Raw genomic sequence first — 19368 nt, 5'->3', positions numbered from 1 at the left:
TCGTGCACTTAGTTGTCGTAGCATACCGATCGTGCAGAGATGGCTGATATCAGCTTGTCGGTTGCCGCAAAGAAGCCCTTTTGAATTTTCGATCTGCTAAATATGCATGCCTGCAAGGTTATAAAAGAAGAAGGAGATAGATGGTGTGATATGGGAAATGCGTTATGATGGCAAAGTAAAATGTATATATTAAGAAACCTTCTTAATGTTTTATTCAAAGGGTGCAAAGGTTTATAAAATTATTATTGGAATTAACTAATTTTATTTTTTATACTTTCCAAGTTGAGTATTGTAAATGAGTCTGACGTCTGACAATTTAATTGGGTATATGCGAGCTGAATTTAGGAAGTCGGCGCGTTTAAGAACATGGCTTTTTGGTCTTCAGCTGGCGGCGGCGTTTCCTGCCGCAATTTCAATTGTTGTTCCTGATGCGAATACAGTTTTAGTTTATTCCCTTGCTATAGTCGCTTCTTTTCTTCTTGTCGTATGGAGCGTAGTTAATTATTTCTATATGCAAATACGGTCTGCGGCAAATTCAGCACGACGTGGTGCACTTTTGCTTGGCGGCCTGCCAGACCAACTATCAACAAGCGAAATTCAGAGTCTTCGAGATCGTTTCACTGTTAGCCAAGAGGAAGCGAGGAATTGCGAGGACCAAAATTACTATGCCAGCCAAGAACTTCCGGGTCCAGCGCGATTGGCTGAGATGTTGGAAGAATCTGCAATCTATAGTCAGGAACTTCATCGTATTAGCGCTAGCGTTATGTTCTTGATGTTAATATTTTTTGCTCTTGTTGCGATTCTGATTGCGATCTGCACAACTCCTTATGTTGCTCGTACTACTGCATTAGCCATAGTACGTATCTTTCTTGCTGTACTTGCTTTCGTGCTTTCTTCCGATGTTCTCGGAGCATGGCAGGCACATCTTTCAGCAGCAAGAGATATTGAGAAGATACGTCTGAGGCTAATGACAGCAGATCGTGCTGGATACCCAATGTCAGACGTATTGCTGGCTATGACGGACTATAATGCTGCTATTGAAGGTGCACCCGAAATTGTACCTTACGTCTACCAAGCGCGACGTCAACAACTTGATCAACGCTGGCGTGATTATCAGAATGATCGAACAAACGATAGGGCAAATCGGCAATGAAACATGTTGATATATTTAATGCGTTTCTTAATGACGTTGTAAATCTGAATATAACACGCGTTCAAAACCTCGAATCAAGTATTGGAGCCATTAAGAGTGTCGTTATAAATTCTAATTGGGAACCATCTTTGAAAGGCTGGATGCCACAAGGCTCATGGGCACACAAAACGATTATTAAGCCGGTAGATCTGGGAGAGTTTGATGCTGATCTACTCGTTTTTGTGAGACCTGTTGTGGGATGGGATGCTCAAAAATATATCGAAACACTATATCAAGTATTTCGTGGAAACGGGACTTATAAAGACAAGGTAAAGCGTTGGTCTCATTGTGTGACCATAACTTATGCCAACGAGAAAAAAATCGACGTTGCTCCATGTGTGATAGATCGCGATGGAGTTTCTCGATTTGAAGTTTGTAATCGAAATACTAACGAGTTTGAGCTTTCAGAGCCTCGAAGATATACTGATTGGTTGATAACACAAAATAGTTATTCTGGCAATAATAGCTTTCGGAAGTGTACGAGATTAATTAAGTATTTGCGTGATATTAAGACACGATTTACATGTTCTTCGGTTTTACTGACAACAATTCTCGGTTATCGTATTAACGAAAGTGATAAGTTTAGCGATGATTTTATAGATACACCTACAGCACTAAAAACAATTTTCGCTCGATTAGATGATTGGCTACAGTTAAATTCCAAAAAACCAGTAGTATCTAATCCGTTTCTTACGTGTGAGGACTTTGCAAGTGGATGGACGGATGAGCAATATTCAAATTTTCGGCAAAAAATTCATACATATCGTGAGTGGATAGATGATGCTTACATGGAACAAGATAGGGTAGAAAGTATTGCAAAATGGAGGCGCGTTTTTGGTAGTGATTTTGCTAGCCACGTTGTGTTTGATGAAGGTAAGTCTATCGGAAAGGCTGTTATTTCTTGCGTTAAAGAAAGTATAGAAGGCGGTTCATTACTGGTTGGAGATCTTGTTGATGCCGTTAAAAAATTTGGTGCGTCTATTCTCCCAACAAATTTTAACAAAACATCGTATATGGAGGTGCCTAGATGGCATCGTGCTCCATCCACCCAGCAATTATCTGTTTCGATACGTGCAGAACTATATCAGCATAAGTTCAGTACAACCCCATTGGGATTTGTAAACTCCCTTGAGCCACTGCAATCAGGGTTTTTTTTGCAATTTAAAGCGATAATGAACAGTGGTACCCCGTTTAGTTCTGCCCTCTATAAGGTCTATTGGCGCATAACGAATACTGATGAAGCTGCTGCAGCCGAGAATTGTTTGCGAGGCAATATCGAAGAACCTGAAAGTGATAACTCTCGCTGGGAGCAGTTACGGTATCGAGGCGTACATATCGTAGAAGCATTTGTTGTAAATAAGCGTACTAACCAAATCGTTGGTCAGAGTGAGGCGTTCCGAGTAATGATCGAATAACGGAGAAAGTCACAACGATCGTTACAAATACAATATAGCTGATCGGAAACGAGATAACAGATGGAGGGTTCGAAGAACCATGAATTACAGACGTCTTTGCCCGATTTTAGGGGCAGTAGGCTGGCATTGAAGGTTCTGGATGATAATTTTCGCTCTACGTTTTGAGCAGAGAGAGAAGTGCATGCTCTGGATTACTACGCGGCGGCATTAATCCGCTCGAGGAGGAGAGAGCGGCGCATATTATAGACGATATTGGCCAGCCCGATCCTCATTGTGGCTCGTGTTATGCCTACGGTTCGGACGAACAGTCCTGTCTGCGATTTCTGATCAGCAAAGACATGCTCGACGCGGGATCGGACCACCGACTTCCCTGCGTTGGACCGCTGGATATGGCGGGGCATGGGTTTGAGATGAGGCTTTTTCCTGTGGACCTTCGAGACAAAGCCATGCTTTTCCATGAAGTCCTCATTGGCTTTTGAGCGGTAGGCTGTATCAGCCCAGACTGTTGATGCCATATTGGTTTTATCCAGCAGGCCCTCGCGGAGTCTGGCGCCATCGCTGGCCGCGGCATCGGTCACCTTCCATTTACGGATCAGCCGAAATTTTCGGTCGATGGAAATATGCGATTTATAGCCAAAGAACGGGATGGCCAGATCTGTTGCTGGCACACTCCCGTCCTCCTGGCGCTTTGCTTTCGTAAACTTCAGCGTCCATCGCGCATGACGGTCCTTGTGGGACAGCTTTGACGGCTTGTCCTGCCAGTCCTGTGGGATCTGTCCTTCACGCAGATCGGCCTTCTCCGCATTGGTATTGCGCTGCCTGGGAGCCGCTACCAGTGTGGCATCCAGGATCTGGCCTGACATCGGCAGGTAACCAGCGTTCCGCAGGGTGGCATTAAAGCGATCAAACAGTGTTTCAATGGCACCCGCCTGGGTCAGGCGTTCGCGAAACAGCCAGACTGTTTTGGCATCCGGCACGCGGTCAGACAGTCCCAGACCAAGGAAACGCATGAAGGACAGGCGGTCGTTGATCAGGTATTCCGTTCGCTCGTCAGACAAATTGTTCAGCGTCTGGATGACCAGAATTTTGAACATCAGCACTGGATCAAACGGAGGACGACCGCCTTTACTTCCGTCTGAATAGGCTAGCGCCTTGTTCAGTTCTGGACGGAACACCTCAAAATCTACAGTCCGGGAAAACGCTTCAAGTTGGTCACCAAGCCCACTCAACCGAGCAAGCCGCTCTTCAACATCAAAAGAAACCAGGCTGCGTCATGAGCCACTCCTCCAGTCATCACACAAGAGATGGAATCACAGAAAAAGGCCCAAAACCAGAGGGTTCTTCGAACCCTCCACCTGCTTCGATCTATTGACCGGCTGATTGATCTCTCCGGAATTCGAGAACATCTTCGTCCATTTTACAGCACAATGGGACGCCCCTCGATTGATCCGGAACTCCTCATTCGGATGCTGTTGATTGGCTACTGCATGGGCATCCGTTCCGAACGGCGCCTGTGCGAAGAAGTACATCTGAACCTCGCCTATCGATGGTTCTGCCAGTTGGGTCTGGATGGGACTGTTCCTGATCACTCCACATTTTCAAAGAACCGACATGGTCGTTTCCGTGAGAGCAACCTTCTGCGTGAAGTGTTCGAGTTGACCGTCCGGCGCTGTATCGAGACGGGTCTGGTCGGTGGGGAAGGTTTTGCCGTCGATGCCAGCCTGATCCAGACCGATGCCAATCGACGACTGGCTGTTCCGGGAGATGAAGGCCTTCCTCCTGATGCGGCAGGGCGTGCCGTAAAAGAATATCTTGCCGTTCTTGACGATGCTGCATTCGGTGCATCGACACCTGTTGTCCCTAAAAGATTATCTCCTACAGATACTGCAGCACGGTATTCTGCAGCCACGCCCAATCAGGCGTTCTTTTCATACAGCACCAATTATCTGATCGATCTCAGGCATGCTGTTATTGTCGATGTTGAGGCCACGACATCGGTGCGTCAGGCCGAAGTCACAGCACAGCGTCGCATGATTGAACGGGTGCAGCAGACCTTCGGCTTATGGCCAGAACGTCTGGCTAATGCACTGGCTGAGACCATCAACGGTTTATACAAGGCCGAGGTCATCCATCATCTGGGGCCATGGAAATCCATGGTGCAGGTCGAATGGGAAACCCTCAGATGGGTGGATTGGTATAACAACCGACGCCTGCTGGCGCCAATCGGCTACAGGCCTCCCGCCGAAGCCGAACGCGCCTTCTATACAGATCAGAGCAGACTTGATATCGCTGCCTGATTACTGAACAAATCGCTCTCCGGTAAACCCGGGGCAGTTCAAACTGCTGGTGCGCGAGATCACCGCGTTCAACCGCTTTTCCGATCGCGCCTAATCGATACAAACTGATGTCCGGGGGATGCATGCACATTTCGAAACTGCAGCTGGTCAATTACCGAAACTTCGCCCGCGCCACGGTGAAGTTCGAAAAGGGCGTGAATACGATCATCGGCGAGAACGGATCGGGCAAGACAAACCTGTTCCGCGCGATCCGCCTGCTGCTCGACGACAATTTGCTGCGCATGGCGCACCGTCTCGATGATCGGGACTTCCATCGCGGCCTCGGTGAATGGCGCGGTCACTGGATCATCATCAGTCTCGAATTCACCGATGTCTCGCAGGACGAGACGATCCAATCGCTGTTCCTTCATGGTGTCGGCACCATCACAGGTGCAACGATCGACAAAGCGACCTATAATCTGATCTTTCGCCCAAAGGCTGCGATCCGGCAGAGACTGTCGCAGCTGGCGGCCGGGGACGAAACGGCCCTTTCCGAGCTTCGCAGGGAGATCAGCCTTGCCGATTACGAGACCGTCTTCACCGGCAAGAGCAGCGCCGATTTTACCGACCCGGCGGTTTATCAGGCGCTCGTCGGGGACTTCGATGCCGTGACCTTCCCGGATGAACTCACCCCGGCCGAGATCGGCAACATCGTCCCCGGCATGTTTTCGATCGCTCGCGAGATCGGGTTCACCTTTATTCAGGCGCTTCGCGACGTCGTCGCCGAATTCCAGAACAATCGCACTAATCCGCTGCTGACCTTGCTCAAGGGCAAGAGCGGCGAGATCGACCCCGCGAAGTTTGCTCCCATCAGCGGACTGGTGACAGACCTGAATACCGCGATCGAAGGCCTCGACGATGTCCGCGCGATCCGGACCGACATCCGCGACACGATCACCGACGCCGCCGGCGAAACCTATTCGCCCAAATCGCTCTCGATAAAATCTGACCTGTCCGACGAAGCCGACCGGCTGTTCCAGTCCCTAAAGCTGTTCGTCGGGGAAGCCGAGGCAGGCTATGAGGGCGGCATCCACGAACTCAGCCTCGGCGGCGCGAACCTCATCTACCTCACGCTTAAGCTGCTCGAATTCAAATATCAGAAGGTCAAGCAGACATTCGCCAATTTCCTCGTCGTCGAGGAACCCGAGGCGCACATCCACACGCATATCCAGAAGACTCTCTTCGACCGTCTGAACTACGACGATACCCAGATCATCTACTCGACGCACTCGACCTATATTTCTGAAGTCAGTAATGTCGAGAACATCAACATTCTCGGGCGTGATGGCGGGGTCTGCGAGGTCTACCAGCCTGCCGCCGGCCTCGACCCCAAGCAGATCGGCAATATCCAGCGCTATCTCGACGCCGTGCGCAGCAACCTGCTGTTTGCCAAGAGTGTGTTGCTGGTCGAGGGAGATGCCGAGGAAATCCTCATCCCCATCCTCATCAAACAAGTATTCGGCCTCAGTCTCGACGAGCTCGGGATCAGCCTGATCAATATCCGCAGCACCGGCTTCGAGAATGTCGCGATCCTGTTCCATGACCAGCGCATCCGCAAGAATTGCGCGATCATCACCGACCTCGATCAGGCCTTTATCGATCTCACGACGAATCCGGCTGACACCCCTGCGCAGAAGAAGGCGAAGGACAAGGCCACTGGATCGCAGACGTCAGGCGCCGCCCGAGCCGGGCGATTGAACACTTTATGCACCGGGAACAGCTGGCTGAGCACGCATCTCGCGCACTATACGTTTGAAGTCGATTTTATTCGTGCCGGTAATGCTGCCGCCGTGGTCTCGATCCTGGGCGAAGTTTATAGCGATGGCGCGACGATCGCGCTGGCCAAGACCGAGCTGGAATCCGGCGATATCGTGCAATATGGCACGCGCGTCCTGACCATGGCGAAACATGTCGGGAAGGGCTGGTTCGCGATCATTCTCGGCAAGGCGATCACACCTGATGTCCACATCCCGGACTATATTCTCGACGCCTTGTTCATGGTGCATCGGCCGGTCTCCGACGAGATCCTCGCCAGCATCATCGACCATCGCCTCAAGGTTCAGTTGAAGACCGTCGGCGTTCTTCCTGCACAGGTAGCGGCGATGCGCGTCTATCTCGATCTGTTCCGGTCAGGCGACATCGATTTTCCGTTCGTGCGAACCGAGATGCTCACGGCCTTTCCGGGGGATCGCATCAACACTATTCTCGCGAGGCTCTGATGTTTGTCTGGAATGCCGATGATCTTAACGCCGATCAGGTGAAGGCGATCGAGCAGCCGGGCAGCGTCTTCCTCACGGCGTGTCCAGGCAGCGGGAAGACGCGCACGCTGACCTACAAGATCGCGCGTGAACTGTCTTTGCTGACCTCCGACAAGGAGCGCATCGTCGCGATCACGTACACCCACCGCGCCGCGGACGAGATCCAGGAGCGAATTGAGCAGCTCGGGGTCGATACCAGTCAGCTGTGGATCGGAACGATCCATAGCTTCTGCCTCGAATGGATCCTCCGGCCCTATGCCATCTATCATCCTGAGCTGAAAAACGGCTTCCGGGTGATCAATGCCCATGACACCGAGCGCGCGCATGAGGCTTTGTGCCGCACGCATGGGAGCAAGCTCAGCGTCTTCGACTGCGGCCATTATTTCACGCCGAGCGGCTATGTCATCAATTGTGATGACTGGAAGCTGGGGAAGGTGGATGCATTGCTCCAGCAATATTGGCAGGATCTGCGCACGAGCCGGCAGGTCGATTTCGAGCTGATCCTGGTCTATGCCTACCAGCTGATCCGAGACGTCCCCTCGATCAGCATCCTGCTCGGTTCGATCTTCGCGACCATACTCGTCGACGAATATCAGGACACCAAGGAGATCCAGTACGCCATACTCGGGGCAATCCTGAAGGCGTCGAACGGGAAGGCGAAGGCGTTCATCGTTGGCGACCCGAACCAGGCGATCTACGGCTCGCTTGGCGGCTACGCGATCACACCTGCCGAATTTTCCAAACTCAGCGGGGTGACATTCAAGGAACTCGATCTGTCGAAAAACTACCGGTCGTCCGGCCGGATCGTCGGCTATTTCGAGAATTTCAACCAGCTCACCTCGAAGATCACCGCCGATGGCGAATTCAAGGATTTTGCCAGCCTCATCTCGTTCGATTCCTCGACCGATCGTAACGCGCTCGAAGCTGAGATCGTCCGACTCATCCGCTACAATATCGAGACGATGGGCATTTCCCCGAGCGAAGTCTGTATCGTCGGTCCGCAATGGCCGCCGCTTGCGAGCATGACACGCCAGCTTGTCGCGGCACTGCCCGACTACAGCTTCTCGGGGCCGGGCATGGTACCGTTCGCCCGCGACATCGATAATTTTTGGTACAAGCTTTCGCGCATCATCCTGACGGAAGCCTCGCCCCAGCTCTACGTCCGGCGCAGTCGTTGGGCAGGGGAGGTGATCGCCGGGCTAGATCTGGCCGGGGTCAACACCAGCGCGATCACGCGCAAGTCCCTGCTGCGCGCATCGAACGGTATCACTTCCACAAAGACTGACGGCCTTGAATATTTGTGTGAATGCTTCGATGCGCTGTTCGCGGCGCTCGGCATCGACCGTGCGACCTCGCCGATGCTCGTCGAGCACTACGACGCATTCGTGGAAGGGTCGCAGCTCCGGATCGACAAGCTGACCGCAACCGGCGGCACCGCGATCGCCGAGATCGCGATGTTCCGTAAGGTCTTCGCCGAGAAGACCGGCATCACTGTGTCGACCATCCACGGCGTCAAGGGTGCGGAATATGAAGCGGTCATCGCGTTCGGCTTGCTCGAAGGCATGGTCCCGCACTTCAAGGAGGCCGATAAGATTGCGGCCGCAAACAAGCTTCTCTACGTGATTTGTTCCCGAGCAAAAAAGAATCTGCACCTTATCTCGGAAGTGGGCCGGCGGCGGGGGCAGAACAACGTATATCAGCCTACCGATATCCTGCTTGCTTGCAGTTTTGGCTATGACCAGATTCCCTGACCCGGCGTACGCGCAACTGCTTACGAAGGTCGGCTATACTGCTCGATTTGCATTGAAACTGTCGGTCGGCAATCGGCCTACTTCCGGTCGTACTCCGATGGTCGGTCGGGGAAGCGCTGGACGCCCGCTCTTGGCGAAACCTGCTGTTCGGCGAGTCATGCGGAAACGGTAGGAGTATCCCAAACTCGGTCTATCGTTACTCGCCTAGCAATGTCGGCTTTCGGGCATTCGTCACAACCGCTTTGGTGTCCGACATGGAGGCGATTGCCGCCCGTCTGCTCCTGTATCACTGAGCAGACGGGCAGTTCAGGGGGGAAGCAGAATATCCACTTCTGGAAATACCAACTTGGTAAGCAGACATCTTCGTCAATTTAGACGTGGTCCGCCACGATGTCCCTAAACCGAGTCGATACATTATCATCCGTATGGATATCAACGCCTCGCACTCGATAAACCTCGATCGAATCTCGATCAAGACGAAGCGTCGGTGCCCTTAGGTCAGAGGGTGACCACGGCCCCACGTCTAGTAGCCAGTCTGCAGCGTCATCATCAGGTGGCGAAGTTTCCAGTAGCTGCCCCCGCATCTCCTCACCGGTACGCCTGAAACAGAATTCCTCCCAGCTTTGACCAGAACGTTCGTAAGCCTCCATTTGTTCAGATTGTTCCAAGGTCTCGACAAGCGCCGCCTTGTAAAACAACACAACGTTTTGAACGTCACCGGCATCTTGCACGGATGGAAACAAAATCCCATCGATAACAGGCTTCTTTAAATTCGCTAGAAAGTCCGCGATCGCTTGTGTTGGCAGGTAGTCGAGGACTTGATCGCTAGGCATGACCGGCTTAGTCATGTGATCTTTAAGAGAGCGGAGAAACATCGCGTGGTCTAGCCGGTTGCCGAACTCAGGATCGAAGACACTTCCTTCCTCCTTGATACATCCAAGGGCTGCAAGATTCAGTAAGCGTAGCGGAACTGCGATCTTAAAACGCGCTACAACAACTTGGCTTCCAACCGGTGGGCGCACTTCTGCTATGGCCGTGCGCGGTTCACTGGCGCCGTAAAATACGGATATGCCTTGTGCGTTCATTCGTCCCGCTATGGAAAGCCGAGCTGGTGGCGGACCAAGTTCTTTCTCTGGATCGCGCAATCCAATTTTAAGGGATTCGTCGGACTGGAATGCCCGTGCCCTATAAAATACGGGAAACTTAGTTCCTGGACCAGCGTCTACAATGAGCGGATTCTCGTCCGCATCCGACATTGTCCCGATTTCTTTGAATACATCCGCAAGATACTCTGCGGCAAAGCTACTGAAAAATCGAGATTCTTCTTTTAGGTTCAGCTCGAACTCTTTCCATTTGTCTTGCCACATCTGATCATTGGGGCCCTGCTCCCTATAATAGCTATTGCTCGAGTAGGGCGCTTCGCCACCCATCGCAGGGGTCCAGAAGCGTAAATGATCAGCGGCGAGGATCGTCTGCATATCCTGAGCAGCAGCGTCTGTTAGGCCAGCTGTATTGGCGATTGCCTTAATTATAGGTATCCCGTCGCATTCTAGTCCAGACTTCGATTCATTTGTTTGTCTAAAATAGTCATTGAAAACCACATTAATCCGACATGCTATATCGCTAATTAAGAAAGCTTTTCTTTTGGAATTACAATAGTAACAAAGTTTATCTTCTCCTTTTGTAAAGACCTCGTTTTTTAGGTAATGCTCTTTAATACATCCGTAACAGATATAGTTTAGTCTTAATTCTGCATAAGATTCAGACATTTTTTACCTTTTCCATATGCCGCAGAAACCAAATATATGACCGACATGATATAAGAGGGGTGGGGTAGCCCCATTCGTTCGGGGAATTTTGCAGGCTCAATGAGCTATAATCAATTCGGCGCCATGCGGCCATTGGCTTGGAGTGGGATAATGCACCCTCGCCGAATGTCCGCTATGCGGAGTGCTATTTTAAGCTTCCTATTTCCGAAAAGACGGCGACTGCGGTCCGTCTGCTCCTGCATCACTGAGCGGACAGGCCGATCAGGTATGGCGTCGTATGCGTAAGCAGCCAGTCTGTTTCGATGTTTCCTTTCACCTAAATAACTAGCTTAGGCCGGGATTGAAGTCACTTTACTTCACGAGACACAAGGCAGGAGCATTTGGTAGGAGATCGCACAATATACGTTGGTGATTGGTCCAAGTTAATTAATATAGTGGATTTAGTGCGGGGTGAGGTAGCGGGTCTATGTTACCCCAAAATCGAAAGACGGCACATGCATAGCGCCGTAAATCATTCGGCTGCATCCTAAGCTCATCGCTTATCGGGCTGGGGCCAGGTACGAGATCATAATAGTCGCGAGACGGATTATCCCAAAGGCTTTGTACGCGAGCTCTTAGTTCATGACACGACCGACCATTCCCGTGCCGGACCACATTCGCCACCAGATGCATTTCATCGAGATCACCGGCCATTCCATCATTCGCCCTCAGATCGAGCGATCCAATTTTCGCGCACTCCTTGAGCAGTTTATCCCAAGTTTTTGCCTTCACACCATACACGGTCGCCCACCGGCTAAGTTGTCGCTCAAACATACCGTCGAATGTAAGGGCAAATGCTTTTATAGCTTCGTTAGCTGTATAGTTATCGACATGAGCAGCGCAGTTGTCCGCAAACTCTTCAAAGGTTTTCGCCTCCCCCGCAGCAAGCACGTTATGTATAGGGAGCTGGTCTAGTGTTGTTATGACCACACGCTGATAGAAGCGATCAGCGTTCGCCTGACAAACGCGCGGAAGTTGGTCGGATGGATTCATTGTTGTTGGTTCTCGCATAGCGCTGCTTTGTATATGTGACAATTATACGGTTTACGTCCGCTTTACGCACGTTCTCACGACAATTCTAATGTCTGGAATGAGGGCGAGACCGGAAGCGCAGCTACCGTCGACGGGTTATGACGATTACCTTGGTGCCTTTACCTGAGGTCCAGATGAAGGAATTGATTGAATTCACCCGGAACGTAGGAGCCAAAGGCTGTGCCCTTCACAAACCCTCGACGCTGATACAGCTTGAGCGCAGGTTCGAATGCCGGTCCGCTACCCGTCTCAAGGCTTAATCGTTGTACACCATGCCTTTTGGCAGCGGCGATAATGGTCTCAAGGACAGCTGCACCGGCTCCCATGCGCAGGAAGTCCGGATGAGTTCGCATGGATTTCACCTCAGCAGTGCCATCTTCTGTAATTTTCAGCGCGCCAATACTAGCAATGCGCTCCCCGTGCCAAGCTGTCCACACGGTTACGCCCGCGCCTTGCAAGCCTGTGAGATCTAGCGCGAAGACGCTACCCACTGGCGAGGAGGCGTGCATGCCTGCGAGGTGAAGTGTCAACAACGCACGTGTCTGATCTTCGGTGAGATCATCCTCCTTGATCTTAAACATCCTACCCTGATCCTCAGTTGCGCCTACGATGCAAGATGTCCGCTCTCCGTCTCACGCACAAGACCCGCCTACGGCTCAGATGAGGCGAAAGCAGTCTGTCTGCTTGCTACGCGCTAAACGGACCTACCGGTTTCGCCTCATGTCGGACATACATGCCTATGACATCTTTTCTGTATAGCGGACATGCGCGGCCCAATCTCTTGAGGGTGAATTGGGCCGAAAGGGGGACGATCCGGTTTAGAAAAACGGGGCAGGTAAAGCGGCCCATTGGAACCGGTCGCAGTAGAATGCCTATGACCAGCCCCATAACCGGCGCATTACGTGACGAATGGCTGGGGCAGCCCCTCTTTGAACGCATTCAGAAGATGCAAGAACACGCCGCGCAATGGTCTGGACCTACAACAACGAGAGACATTAGTGTGGCCGCCAGTGACTTCATGCGCGCCCAGAAATTCAATTTGGTTGTATGAACTCTATATTTCACGCGTTAAAAAATGGGCATTCGCCCCTATGGATTATCTCAAATGCAAGATGGACACTTCTTTCTCAAGCTTGGGGACATTCTCCTCACTCGCAATCCAAAGGGAAAGTTTAACCCAGCCTACCAAAAGGCCATGCGGCGGTCTTCCGTCACTTCTGACATTCGCAGTCTGAACTTCATTCCCACTCACGCCGCGCTGGCAATGGGGGGAGGGTATGTTATCCATTCCGAATTAAAAACGGACCTTGATCGTCGCGTGGATTACGGATCAATTATAGATTTGATCAAGAAGTCCAGAAAAGTGGGCATCCAACAGGCATTACAGAACGCCTCGGATGACCGGGCCGCCGAGTCCATCCGTGCCATAGCAGGCGCGGGTGTTGACTGCGCTCCCCTTAAGGCACTGTTTGACGGAAAGAAAGCCGATGATATCTGGCTCATTCGTCATCCTGAATTGACGCTGTCAAATGATTTAATGGCCAGTATCTATCAAAGAGCCCTTTTCCACCTCGATAAACCATACAATCCATTCATCGAGTTTTTTGACGGCGCCGGGGTGTCGGCGTTCTGTTCGCAGCTGGTTTATGAAATTCTGAAAGAGGCTGGCCTCTCTCTTCCGGAAAGGCCAGCCAATCGAGTGTTGCCGCTTGATTTTCTGATCTGGGCTATGAAATTTAAGTGGCAATTGGTTCCTGGGTCGACCGTTCTCGCCGCGTTCGAGAGAGATCGTGTCGAGGATCTGCATCAAGATTTTTTTTCGGTAAACGTGGAACTGAATCGCTATGCTGTCCAGCGTTTGAAACAAAGTCATGCTACCGTCGCCGCTGTGAATGAGCTCACCAGGATGGTCGCGGAACTGATAGACACGGTGGATGACGTTGCCGTCACGCCGATGGATTTGGTCAGGCTGGGTCTGCCGGCAACGGGCCATACCGTCGAGGGCGTTATCAGGGCCGCCGACTACGTCTATCGTTCCTTGATGAAGGCCGCCCATCTCCCTGGCTGCCCCGATCCCCAGAGGGCGGCCCCCTTGGTTGTCGGCATCGAATCGCCAAGTCTTTTACATTGGTCCTTGCGGGAACCGGATGCCAGCCCGTCAAACGATGACCCGTCGCTAACCTTGGCTTGTCATTTCTTGGCACATACGGATGCAATGCTGCGAAATTTCACCGGGGCTTTGGACGCTGCCATCGCCCTTTTGGAGGAGTATCTCCGCACACCCAGCTGCCAGAAACCCGAGGATGTTCTTCTGAGCGATCCCTTCAAGATCCTGCTTTTCACCGGAGACTATTTTGAGTGGGAGGCAAATAAAGAGAACCTCGATGCAGAGTCAGGTGCCATCAAAAAGCGCCTTGATTCTATATCCGCTGAGTTTCAAGCCTATTCTAAAGTGATTTTTGATTACAATTCTGGCGCAGACGGAGTCCCCAGCCTTCACGATCAAGCGATTGAGGCGAGTGACACACTGCGTATCCTGTCCATTTGTACAGGGCATTACTTGTTGGCGTTTGATTTTGCAGAGGCTGTTGCGTGGGTCAAATTGGCCGATACGTTGGGTGGCTTTGATGCCGCAGTCGAAAATCTTCTGTCCCACGATCCCGTTCATCTTCTCGAATTCTTACGCGACATCAAGAATGGCGTTCCCAATACCCGTCGTAACGCGATGTCCATCCAGAAGTTACTGGAAGCTTAGGAGAATTTCTGATGCCCTTTGTGCATGGAAAGAAAAAAGTCTGATTTCGCAGGAAACTTACAGCCTTGAATTTTGATGGAAGGCGTACCCGGATGGCGGCTTAATAAGCGCCTTGCTTATGTTATTGGATGACAGACACAGGCACACAGCGATCGTCACGCGCAGTTGAGTGAGCGGCAGGAAGCATCGTGGGGTCGCTTCAAAGCGGCCGTTCCGTTCTCCCCCCTAAACAGCCTGTCTGTTCTACGATGTAGAATCAGACAGGCGGCAGTGGCCTCATACCGGACGCCAGAGCACGGCACTACCTTTCGTCGAAACGGACGTGGATCATCGCGTGCAAGAGTTGGTCTCAGTAAATCTCGGTGCGCTTCAGATAGGAGTATAGAGCATGACATACAAAGAGTTCGTTGCCCGACAGAAAGCGGAGTTCATCAGGCAGTATGTTGAAGATATAATTTATTGCTGGGTGCGGGTGGATTCGAAAAATAACTTCAGAACCCGGACACAAAAAACAGACAAAGACAAAGTCTCCGGAGGCTTGGAAGAATTAGAGGGCTTTAACGGTGATGACGCAATTGTTTGGATCGGAAACAAGAATAGCGATAATGTCGAGAAACAACCAGAACTTTGGGTCAAACCCAATTCGAAAGACGAACCATCACTTTATAGGGAAGCTTGGAAAAAATTCTCCAGAATTTATGGAGGGGTAGACGTAACAGAGCTGGATCAGATCCATCACCTTGACCACCTTCACCCCGAAACAACGGCCGCAAAAAACAAAGATAGTTATGTCAGACTTATGCCAATCCCAGCCCGATCAAACATTTTAGTTGGGGCTGTCATCGAAAAAGTACAGGCGCAAAACGACTATCTCACAGGCGGGTTCACGGCTTACGACATTACGTTGTGCAAAGTACTTGGTTTGGATATATCTTTTAGAAGAGAAATATCTGCAGACGAAATAATTGATACGATCTGTTTAGAGCTAGAAAAAGTAAAAATAACGACCGATGATGAACTTCAGAAAGCTCTTTACGCTTGGCTGGACTTCAGAAGAAAAAAACCAAAATAGTCCTCTAACAATGGCTCTACAAAATTTCAGGTTTATGCATTTGCGTCCCGAAACCAGACATACCGCTCTCCCCCGATAGTGTTGAAAAACTCATGGTGAAGAGTGAAGGTGTTGCCAAACCACTTCGATATGCGTGCGGCTTTCTTGCCTCAGGTGGATAAGGCAGGCGCTCCGGGAGGTATCAGTTTCGCCATTTTGCGGAGATTTTGGGCAGCTGCGGCAAGATGGAACTCATCACGGGCGCCGTTTGGTCCTCTGAGCCTCAACCGATCGATCTTCAAAATGTGCTTGAGGTGAGCAAACAGCATTTCGACCTTCTTTCGTTCTCGTCTGGAGATAATATAGGCATCGGTTAAGGCAATGTCGCGGGCCATATCACGAGCGCCTTCATGAACAGAGCGCAGAACCTTACGATTGGGCTGATTGGGGCAGCATTCTGGTTTGAGAGTGCATACGTCGCACGCCAGTTTCGACGAACGGTATCGAAGTAGGTTGTCGGGAGGGGTGTTTGGTCGATCCGAGTTGATCTTGCGCCACTGCTGCTTCAGTTCCTGTCCACCAGGACAGACGTAAAGATCGTGCACGTGGTCATATGTGAAATCTCGGCGTTCGAAAGTCCCGTCCTGCCGGGCAGATTTGTCGAAGACCGGAATGTGAGGTTCTATACCACGCTCATGAACCAGCCACGCAAGATTTTCAGCGGATCCATAAGCTGTATCCGCAGCAAGCCTTTCTGGCCATATTCCAAATGTTTCCTGCGTATGCTCTATCATTCGGCGTTGCGCCGTAACCTCGGCCTGCCGGATGGCTGTCGTGGTTTCTACATCCATGATAACAGCCGATTTAAGGTCGATGAGGTAATTTGTGCAGTAGGCATAATAAGCTAGGCCACCGCTTGCAGCGTTCCAACGTGCCGCAGGATCGACCGGAGAGATATATTTTGGTTGTACGGGCGTAGCAGACCCAAATGCAGCATGGTCCAGCACCGAGAAATACTCCCGCACAGCACGATGGGCTGCCTCGATTGGCAGCTTGTCTGGGTTCGGAACACTGCGCTGCCGATTAGCGTCGGCCTTGATCGTGCTGGCATCGACCGCAAAGCCTTCACCTCCCACCAGCCCCTTGGCGATGCACAGCCGGACGGTCATTTCGAACATTTGGCGAAGCAGATCACTCTCCCGGAAGCGTCCGTGCCGGTTTTTCGAGAATGTCGAATGATCAGGCACAGGGACGTTGAGACCAAGGCCACAGAACCACCGGTAGGTTAGGTCAAGATGGACTTCTTCACATAACCGTCGCTCGAATCGAATACCCATCACGTAGCCAACGATTAACATCCTGATGATCAGTTCGGGATCGATCGAAGGCCGCCCCGTGCCGCTGTAAAATGGGCGAAGATGCTCACGCAGGCCGTCCAGATCAACAAAGCGATAAAAGGTGGCCAGCTGGCACATGATCTTCAAGACGGAACTCGTGGAACAATGCCTCCTGTATTTTCGTTCGATCACCCATCATTTGCAGGTTCCTCCTGCGAAGAGTGAATCAGTGCTTCACTCTCAAAGCAAGCGCGACTTTTTCAACACTATCCCCCCATAACTGTCGGAATGATGCGAGGCGGGTACAGTCCTGCGAGATATCAATGATCTCGTGGTATGCGATATTCTGGTTAGGGAGGCTACGGGAGGAAGAAGTCCAGCTGCATGCTGCTTTTCCCTGAAGCGTGAACCACGGATTTACACTGGTGTCCTCTGAATCGCGGGAAACGAGATCTATCGTCTCTGATATAGTGATAGACTGGCCGTAGGGCAGGGGCGTCCACTTCTTTCGGAGTAAGGGTGATAAAGGATTAAAAGGAAATAGAGAAAAATATTTCATTTTTTCAGTCACTTAACAGTGCTGACAGCCGTTTAACGAAGCCACTGACTAGCCGCAGTTTTCTTTGGTTGTGTGCCCCCGCAACCAAATCAGTTTCAAAACCCCGCTAAGTCCCTGACTCGGCAGGGTTTTTTGTTGCACTCAACACCACACGCCTATCAAATTCCCCAGCATTTCAATGACTTGGCACCCGTAGGTTCAAATCGGGGTACCTAATACCCGCAACCAACTGCTTCGTATGCAGGTGTAAACGGGCGGGCCGGGGGTGCCGGGGCGTAAGCGGGCGTAGGAGAAAGAGCGGGAGCGGGGAGGGAACATCACCCTCGGGCATGCAGAAACTCTTGAGACAATGCTATGTCGGGATGACGGCAATGGGGGGGGAGCGGAACGGCTGCTATCTGGCAGCACCAGCATGATAGCTGACCACTCAATCTCGAAAAATGCTTAAACAGGCTGCTTTGTCAGTTATCCCTGCGTCTGTAACAACGGCCAGGTGTGTATCCAACCTTTTGACAAAAGTCGGCTCTCGTACTCGCGCCGCTTGTCGTCGGCGAAACGTGGTGTGGGCCGCAGCACCAAGGCCATAAGGTCATCGAACCCAAGAGGGGCAGCCACCTCGCATTCGTCGCCGTTAGAGCGTCGGGCAGCGATGGCGGTCGCCGTCTCGGGCCAGAAACGCATGGCGTCTGTGGCTGAAAGATAAGGATCATCCCCGTTACGTTCGTGCATGCGAGCCTGATTCTTTACCGACCAAACGATATCTGGCTCAGCGGTGCGCAATGTCGCCTCGAGTTTCCTGTCTTCAGAAGGCGTCATGCAAAGAGGATCATACCAAATGACATCAACATCGCCTGTAAGCGGCGAACTCGCGCGTCCATGAAGGTGATCCCAAACAAGGTTCCTTACGAACCCTGCACCGATCCAGCAGTCCGGCAGGTCGAGCCTGTTGACGATGCCCAGCAGGCGCCAGCGCATTGGGTCATTACGTATGAGTGATATAATTAGAGATGCAGGGGACATTTGGCGATTGTATGTCGGCTACCAAGAGTAAGCCCAAGGGTGTTTCATGTCTGCCTTGAGGCGACTGTCGCCTGTCTGCTTCTGAAACACTGAGCGGACAGGCGATTAAGGGGGGCAAGCGGAACGTCTGCTAACGGCTGCATGAATAATAGCTGACGTCCATTGCGGCGGCGTTTCTCGAGCCTAACCCCTTTAAGAAAATTCCGGCTGTCTAGATATCTGTCCAATCGGGGAAGGTGTTGGCTTAACCTCCTACCCTAATCTATCTCGACTAATTCGTGTGCCAGACCTACTCTGTCGTTACGGAGCTATAAGGGGAATATCAGTGGGGGCTTGGGGCGCGCTCATCATGAGTTTCTTCGGGGCGGTCTTCGCGTCGTTGACGTTGTATTGGCATTTGGATCTTTCCGGAATCGCATTGGCGTTGCCTTTCTTGGGCTTCCTCTTGATCGGCCTTTTCCTCGCCTCCAACATTGTCATAAATCTGCATCGGCCAGACCTCCTCCTGCCTTCGATGGCTCTGGTTGTCGGGTTTCACTTCCTTCCCATTGCTTTCGCTGCGGGCTTCCGTCCGTTCTATATTCTAGGAGCGGCTTTGATTGTTGCCGCAACCGTCGGCTTCGTGATGGGAGCGCCTATGGGCGGCGAGGCCGCTGGCTTTATGGCCGCAGGAGTGCTGTGGCTTGCGTCAGGCATAGCGATACGTCGCGATTGGCTGGCAAAGAGCAAGACGCCAGCTACAGCTTGAGCTTTTACCGGCCAGCCATTCATCTATCGACGAGCATTCTTAAAGTCATCCTGCTTTAGATTGATCAATCCGTAGACGTCCGCGAAGAATACGGGCAAACTACCAC

11 protein-coding genes and 3 pseudogenes are annotated in these 19368 nt (G+C 51.6%); 8 read left to right on the top strand and 6 right to left on the bottom strand.

What is annotated here, in order from left to right; all coding sequences use genetic code 11:
• Window positions 1–295: 295 nt before the first annotated feature.
• Window positions 296–1153, top strand: coding sequence for a hypothetical protein (locus tag AD949_RS14015; RefSeq protein ID WP_141325440.1), 858 nt, complete (start codon window positions 296–298; stop codon window positions 1151–1153).
• On the top strand, window positions 1150–2607 hold the full coding sequence (locus tag AD949_RS03485) for an SMODS domain-containing nucleotidyltransferase (protein WP_048836944.1): 1458 nt from the start codon (window positions 1150–1152) through the stop codon (window positions 2605–2607). The genes AD949_RS14015 and AD949_RS03485 overlap by 4 nt, the downstream gene beginning before the upstream one ends.
• A gap of 194 nt (window positions 2608–2801) precedes the next feature.
• Here the strand turns inward: AD949_RS03485 and AD949_RS03480 are convergent.
• Window positions 2802–3882 (bottom strand): annotated as a pseudogene (locus AD949_RS03480) (IS5 family transposase).
• Between the two features lie 77 nt (window positions 3883–3959).
• Between AD949_RS03480 and AD949_RS03475 the strand changes: the two are divergent.
• The 3 genes and pseudogenes from AD949_RS03475 to AD949_RS03465 form a co-directional block, all read left to right on the top strand.
• Window positions 3960–4904 (top strand): annotated as a pseudogene (locus tag AD949_RS03475) (transposase); the annotation flags it as partial.
• Between the two features lie 122 nt (window positions 4905–5026).
• The gene (locus tag AD949_RS03470) at window positions 5027–7162 is read left to right on the top strand and encodes an ATP-dependent nuclease (RefSeq protein ID WP_048836684.1); all 2136 of its coding nucleotides are present in this window, start codon (window positions 5027–5029) and stop codon (window positions 7160–7162) included.
• On the top strand, window positions 7162–8952 hold the full coding sequence (locus tag AD949_RS03465; protein ID WP_048836685.1) for a UvrD-helicase domain-containing protein: 1791 nt from the start codon (window positions 7162–7164) through the stop codon (window positions 8950–8952). Before AD949_RS03470 ends, AD949_RS03465 begins: the two co-directional genes overlap by 1 nt.
• 371 nt (window positions 8953–9323) lie before the next feature.
• Here the strand turns inward: AD949_RS03465 and AD949_RS03460 are convergent, their stop codons facing one another.
• From AD949_RS03460 to AD949_RS03450, 3 genes are all read right to left on the bottom strand, one after another.
• A complete protein-coding gene (locus AD949_RS03460) occupies window positions 9324–10721 on the bottom strand; it encodes an RES family NAD+ phosphorylase (RefSeq protein ID WP_061504626.1) in 1398 nt (465 codons plus the stop codon).
• 426 nt (window positions 10722–11147) lie between these two features.
• Window positions 11148–11753, bottom strand: a complete 606-nt coding sequence (locus tag AD949_RS03455) for a hypothetical protein (protein WP_209421672.1) — start codon at window positions 11751–11753, stop codon at window positions 11148–11150.
• Between the two features lie 158 nt (window positions 11754–11911).
• A complete protein-coding gene (locus AD949_RS03450) occupies window positions 11912–12373 on the bottom strand; it encodes a GNAT family N-acetyltransferase (RefSeq protein ID WP_048836687.1) in 462 nt (153 codons plus the stop codon).
• Between the two features lie 524 nt (window positions 12374–12897).
• On the opposite strand from AD949_RS03450, the gene AD949_RS03440 reads away from it, so the two are divergent.
• Entirely contained in the window at window positions 12898–14547 is a 1650-nt protein-coding gene (locus AD949_RS03440; RefSeq protein ID WP_048836689.1) for a hypothetical protein, read from the top strand.
• A gap of 388 nt (window positions 14548–14935) precedes the next feature.
• Window positions 14936–15619 (top strand): hypothetical protein, encoded by a 684-nt coding sequence (locus AD949_RS03435; protein ID WP_048836690.1) that lies wholly within the window; start codon window positions 14936–14938, stop codon window positions 15617–15619.
• Between the two features lie 149 nt (window positions 15620–15768).
• Here AD949_RS03435 and AD949_RS03430 read toward each other — a convergent pair.
• Together AD949_RS03430 and AD949_RS03425 are read right to left on the bottom strand one after the other, a co-directional pair.
• Window positions 15769–17134, bottom strand: a pseudogene (locus AD949_RS03430) (transposase).
• 825 nt (window positions 17135–17959) lie between these two features.
• Complete coding sequence (locus AD949_RS03425) at window positions 17960–18469, bottom strand: nucleotidyltransferase family protein (protein WP_209421674.1); 510 nt, start codon at window positions 18467–18469, stop codon at window positions 17960–17962.
• Between the two features lie 394 nt (window positions 18470–18863).
• Between AD949_RS03425 and AD949_RS03420 the strand changes: the two genes are divergently transcribed.
• Entirely contained in the window at window positions 18864–19262 is a 399-nt protein-coding gene (locus AD949_RS03420) for a hypothetical protein (RefSeq protein WP_082064857.1), read from the top strand.
• The last annotated feature ends 106 nt before the right edge of the window (window positions 19263–19368 follow it).

Source organism: Acetobacter orleanensis (genome assembly GCF_001581005.1).
Lineage (GTDB): Bacteria > Pseudomonadota > Alphaproteobacteria > Acetobacterales > Acetobacteraceae > Acetobacter > Acetobacter orleanensis.
This window is presented reverse-complemented; position numbering and strand designations above follow the sequence as displayed.

Bases quoted from the DNA above. Each gene is read 5' to 3' on its own strand.
- AD949_RS03435 (WP_048836690.1), top strand. From the start codon at position 14,936: ATGACATACAAAGAGTTCGTTGCCCGACAGAAAGCGGAGTTCATCAGG.
- AD949_RS03465 (WP_048836685.1), top strand. From the start codon at position 7,162: ATGTTTGTCTGGAATGCCGATGATCTTAACGCCGATCAGGTGAAGGCG.
- AD949_RS03450 (WP_048836687.1), bottom strand. From the start codon at position 12,373: ATGTTTAAGATCAAGGAGGATGATCTCACCGAAGATCAGACACGTGCG.
- AD949_RS03470 (WP_048836684.1), top strand. From the start codon at position 5,027: ATGCACATTTCGAAACTGCAGCTGGTCAATTACCGAAACTTCGCCCGC.
- AD949_RS14015 (WP_141325440.1), top strand. From the start codon at position 296: ATGAGTCTGACGTCTGACAATTTAATTGGGTATATGCGAGCTGAATTT.
- AD949_RS03485 (WP_048836944.1), top strand. From the start codon at position 1,150: ATGAAACATGTTGATATATTTAATGCGTTTCTTAATGACGTTGTAAAT.
- AD949_RS03460 (WP_061504626.1), bottom strand. From the start codon at position 10,721: ATGTCTGAATCTTATGCAGAATTAAGACTAAACTATATCTGTTACGGA.
- AD949_RS03420 (WP_082064857.1), top strand. From the start codon at position 18,864: ATGAGTTTCTTCGGGGCGGTCTTCGCGTCGTTGACGTTGTATTGGCAT.
- AD949_RS03455 (WP_209421672.1), bottom strand. From the start codon at position 11,753: ATGAATCCATCCGACCAACTTCCGCGCGTTTGTCAGGCGAACGCTGAT.
- AD949_RS03440 (WP_048836689.1), top strand. From the start codon at position 12,898: ATGCAAGATGGACACTTCTTTCTCAAGCTTGGGGACATTCTCCTCACT.
- AD949_RS03425 (WP_209421674.1), bottom strand. From the start codon at position 18,469: ATGCGCTGGCGCCTGCTGGGCATCGTCAACAGGCTCGACCTGCCGGAC.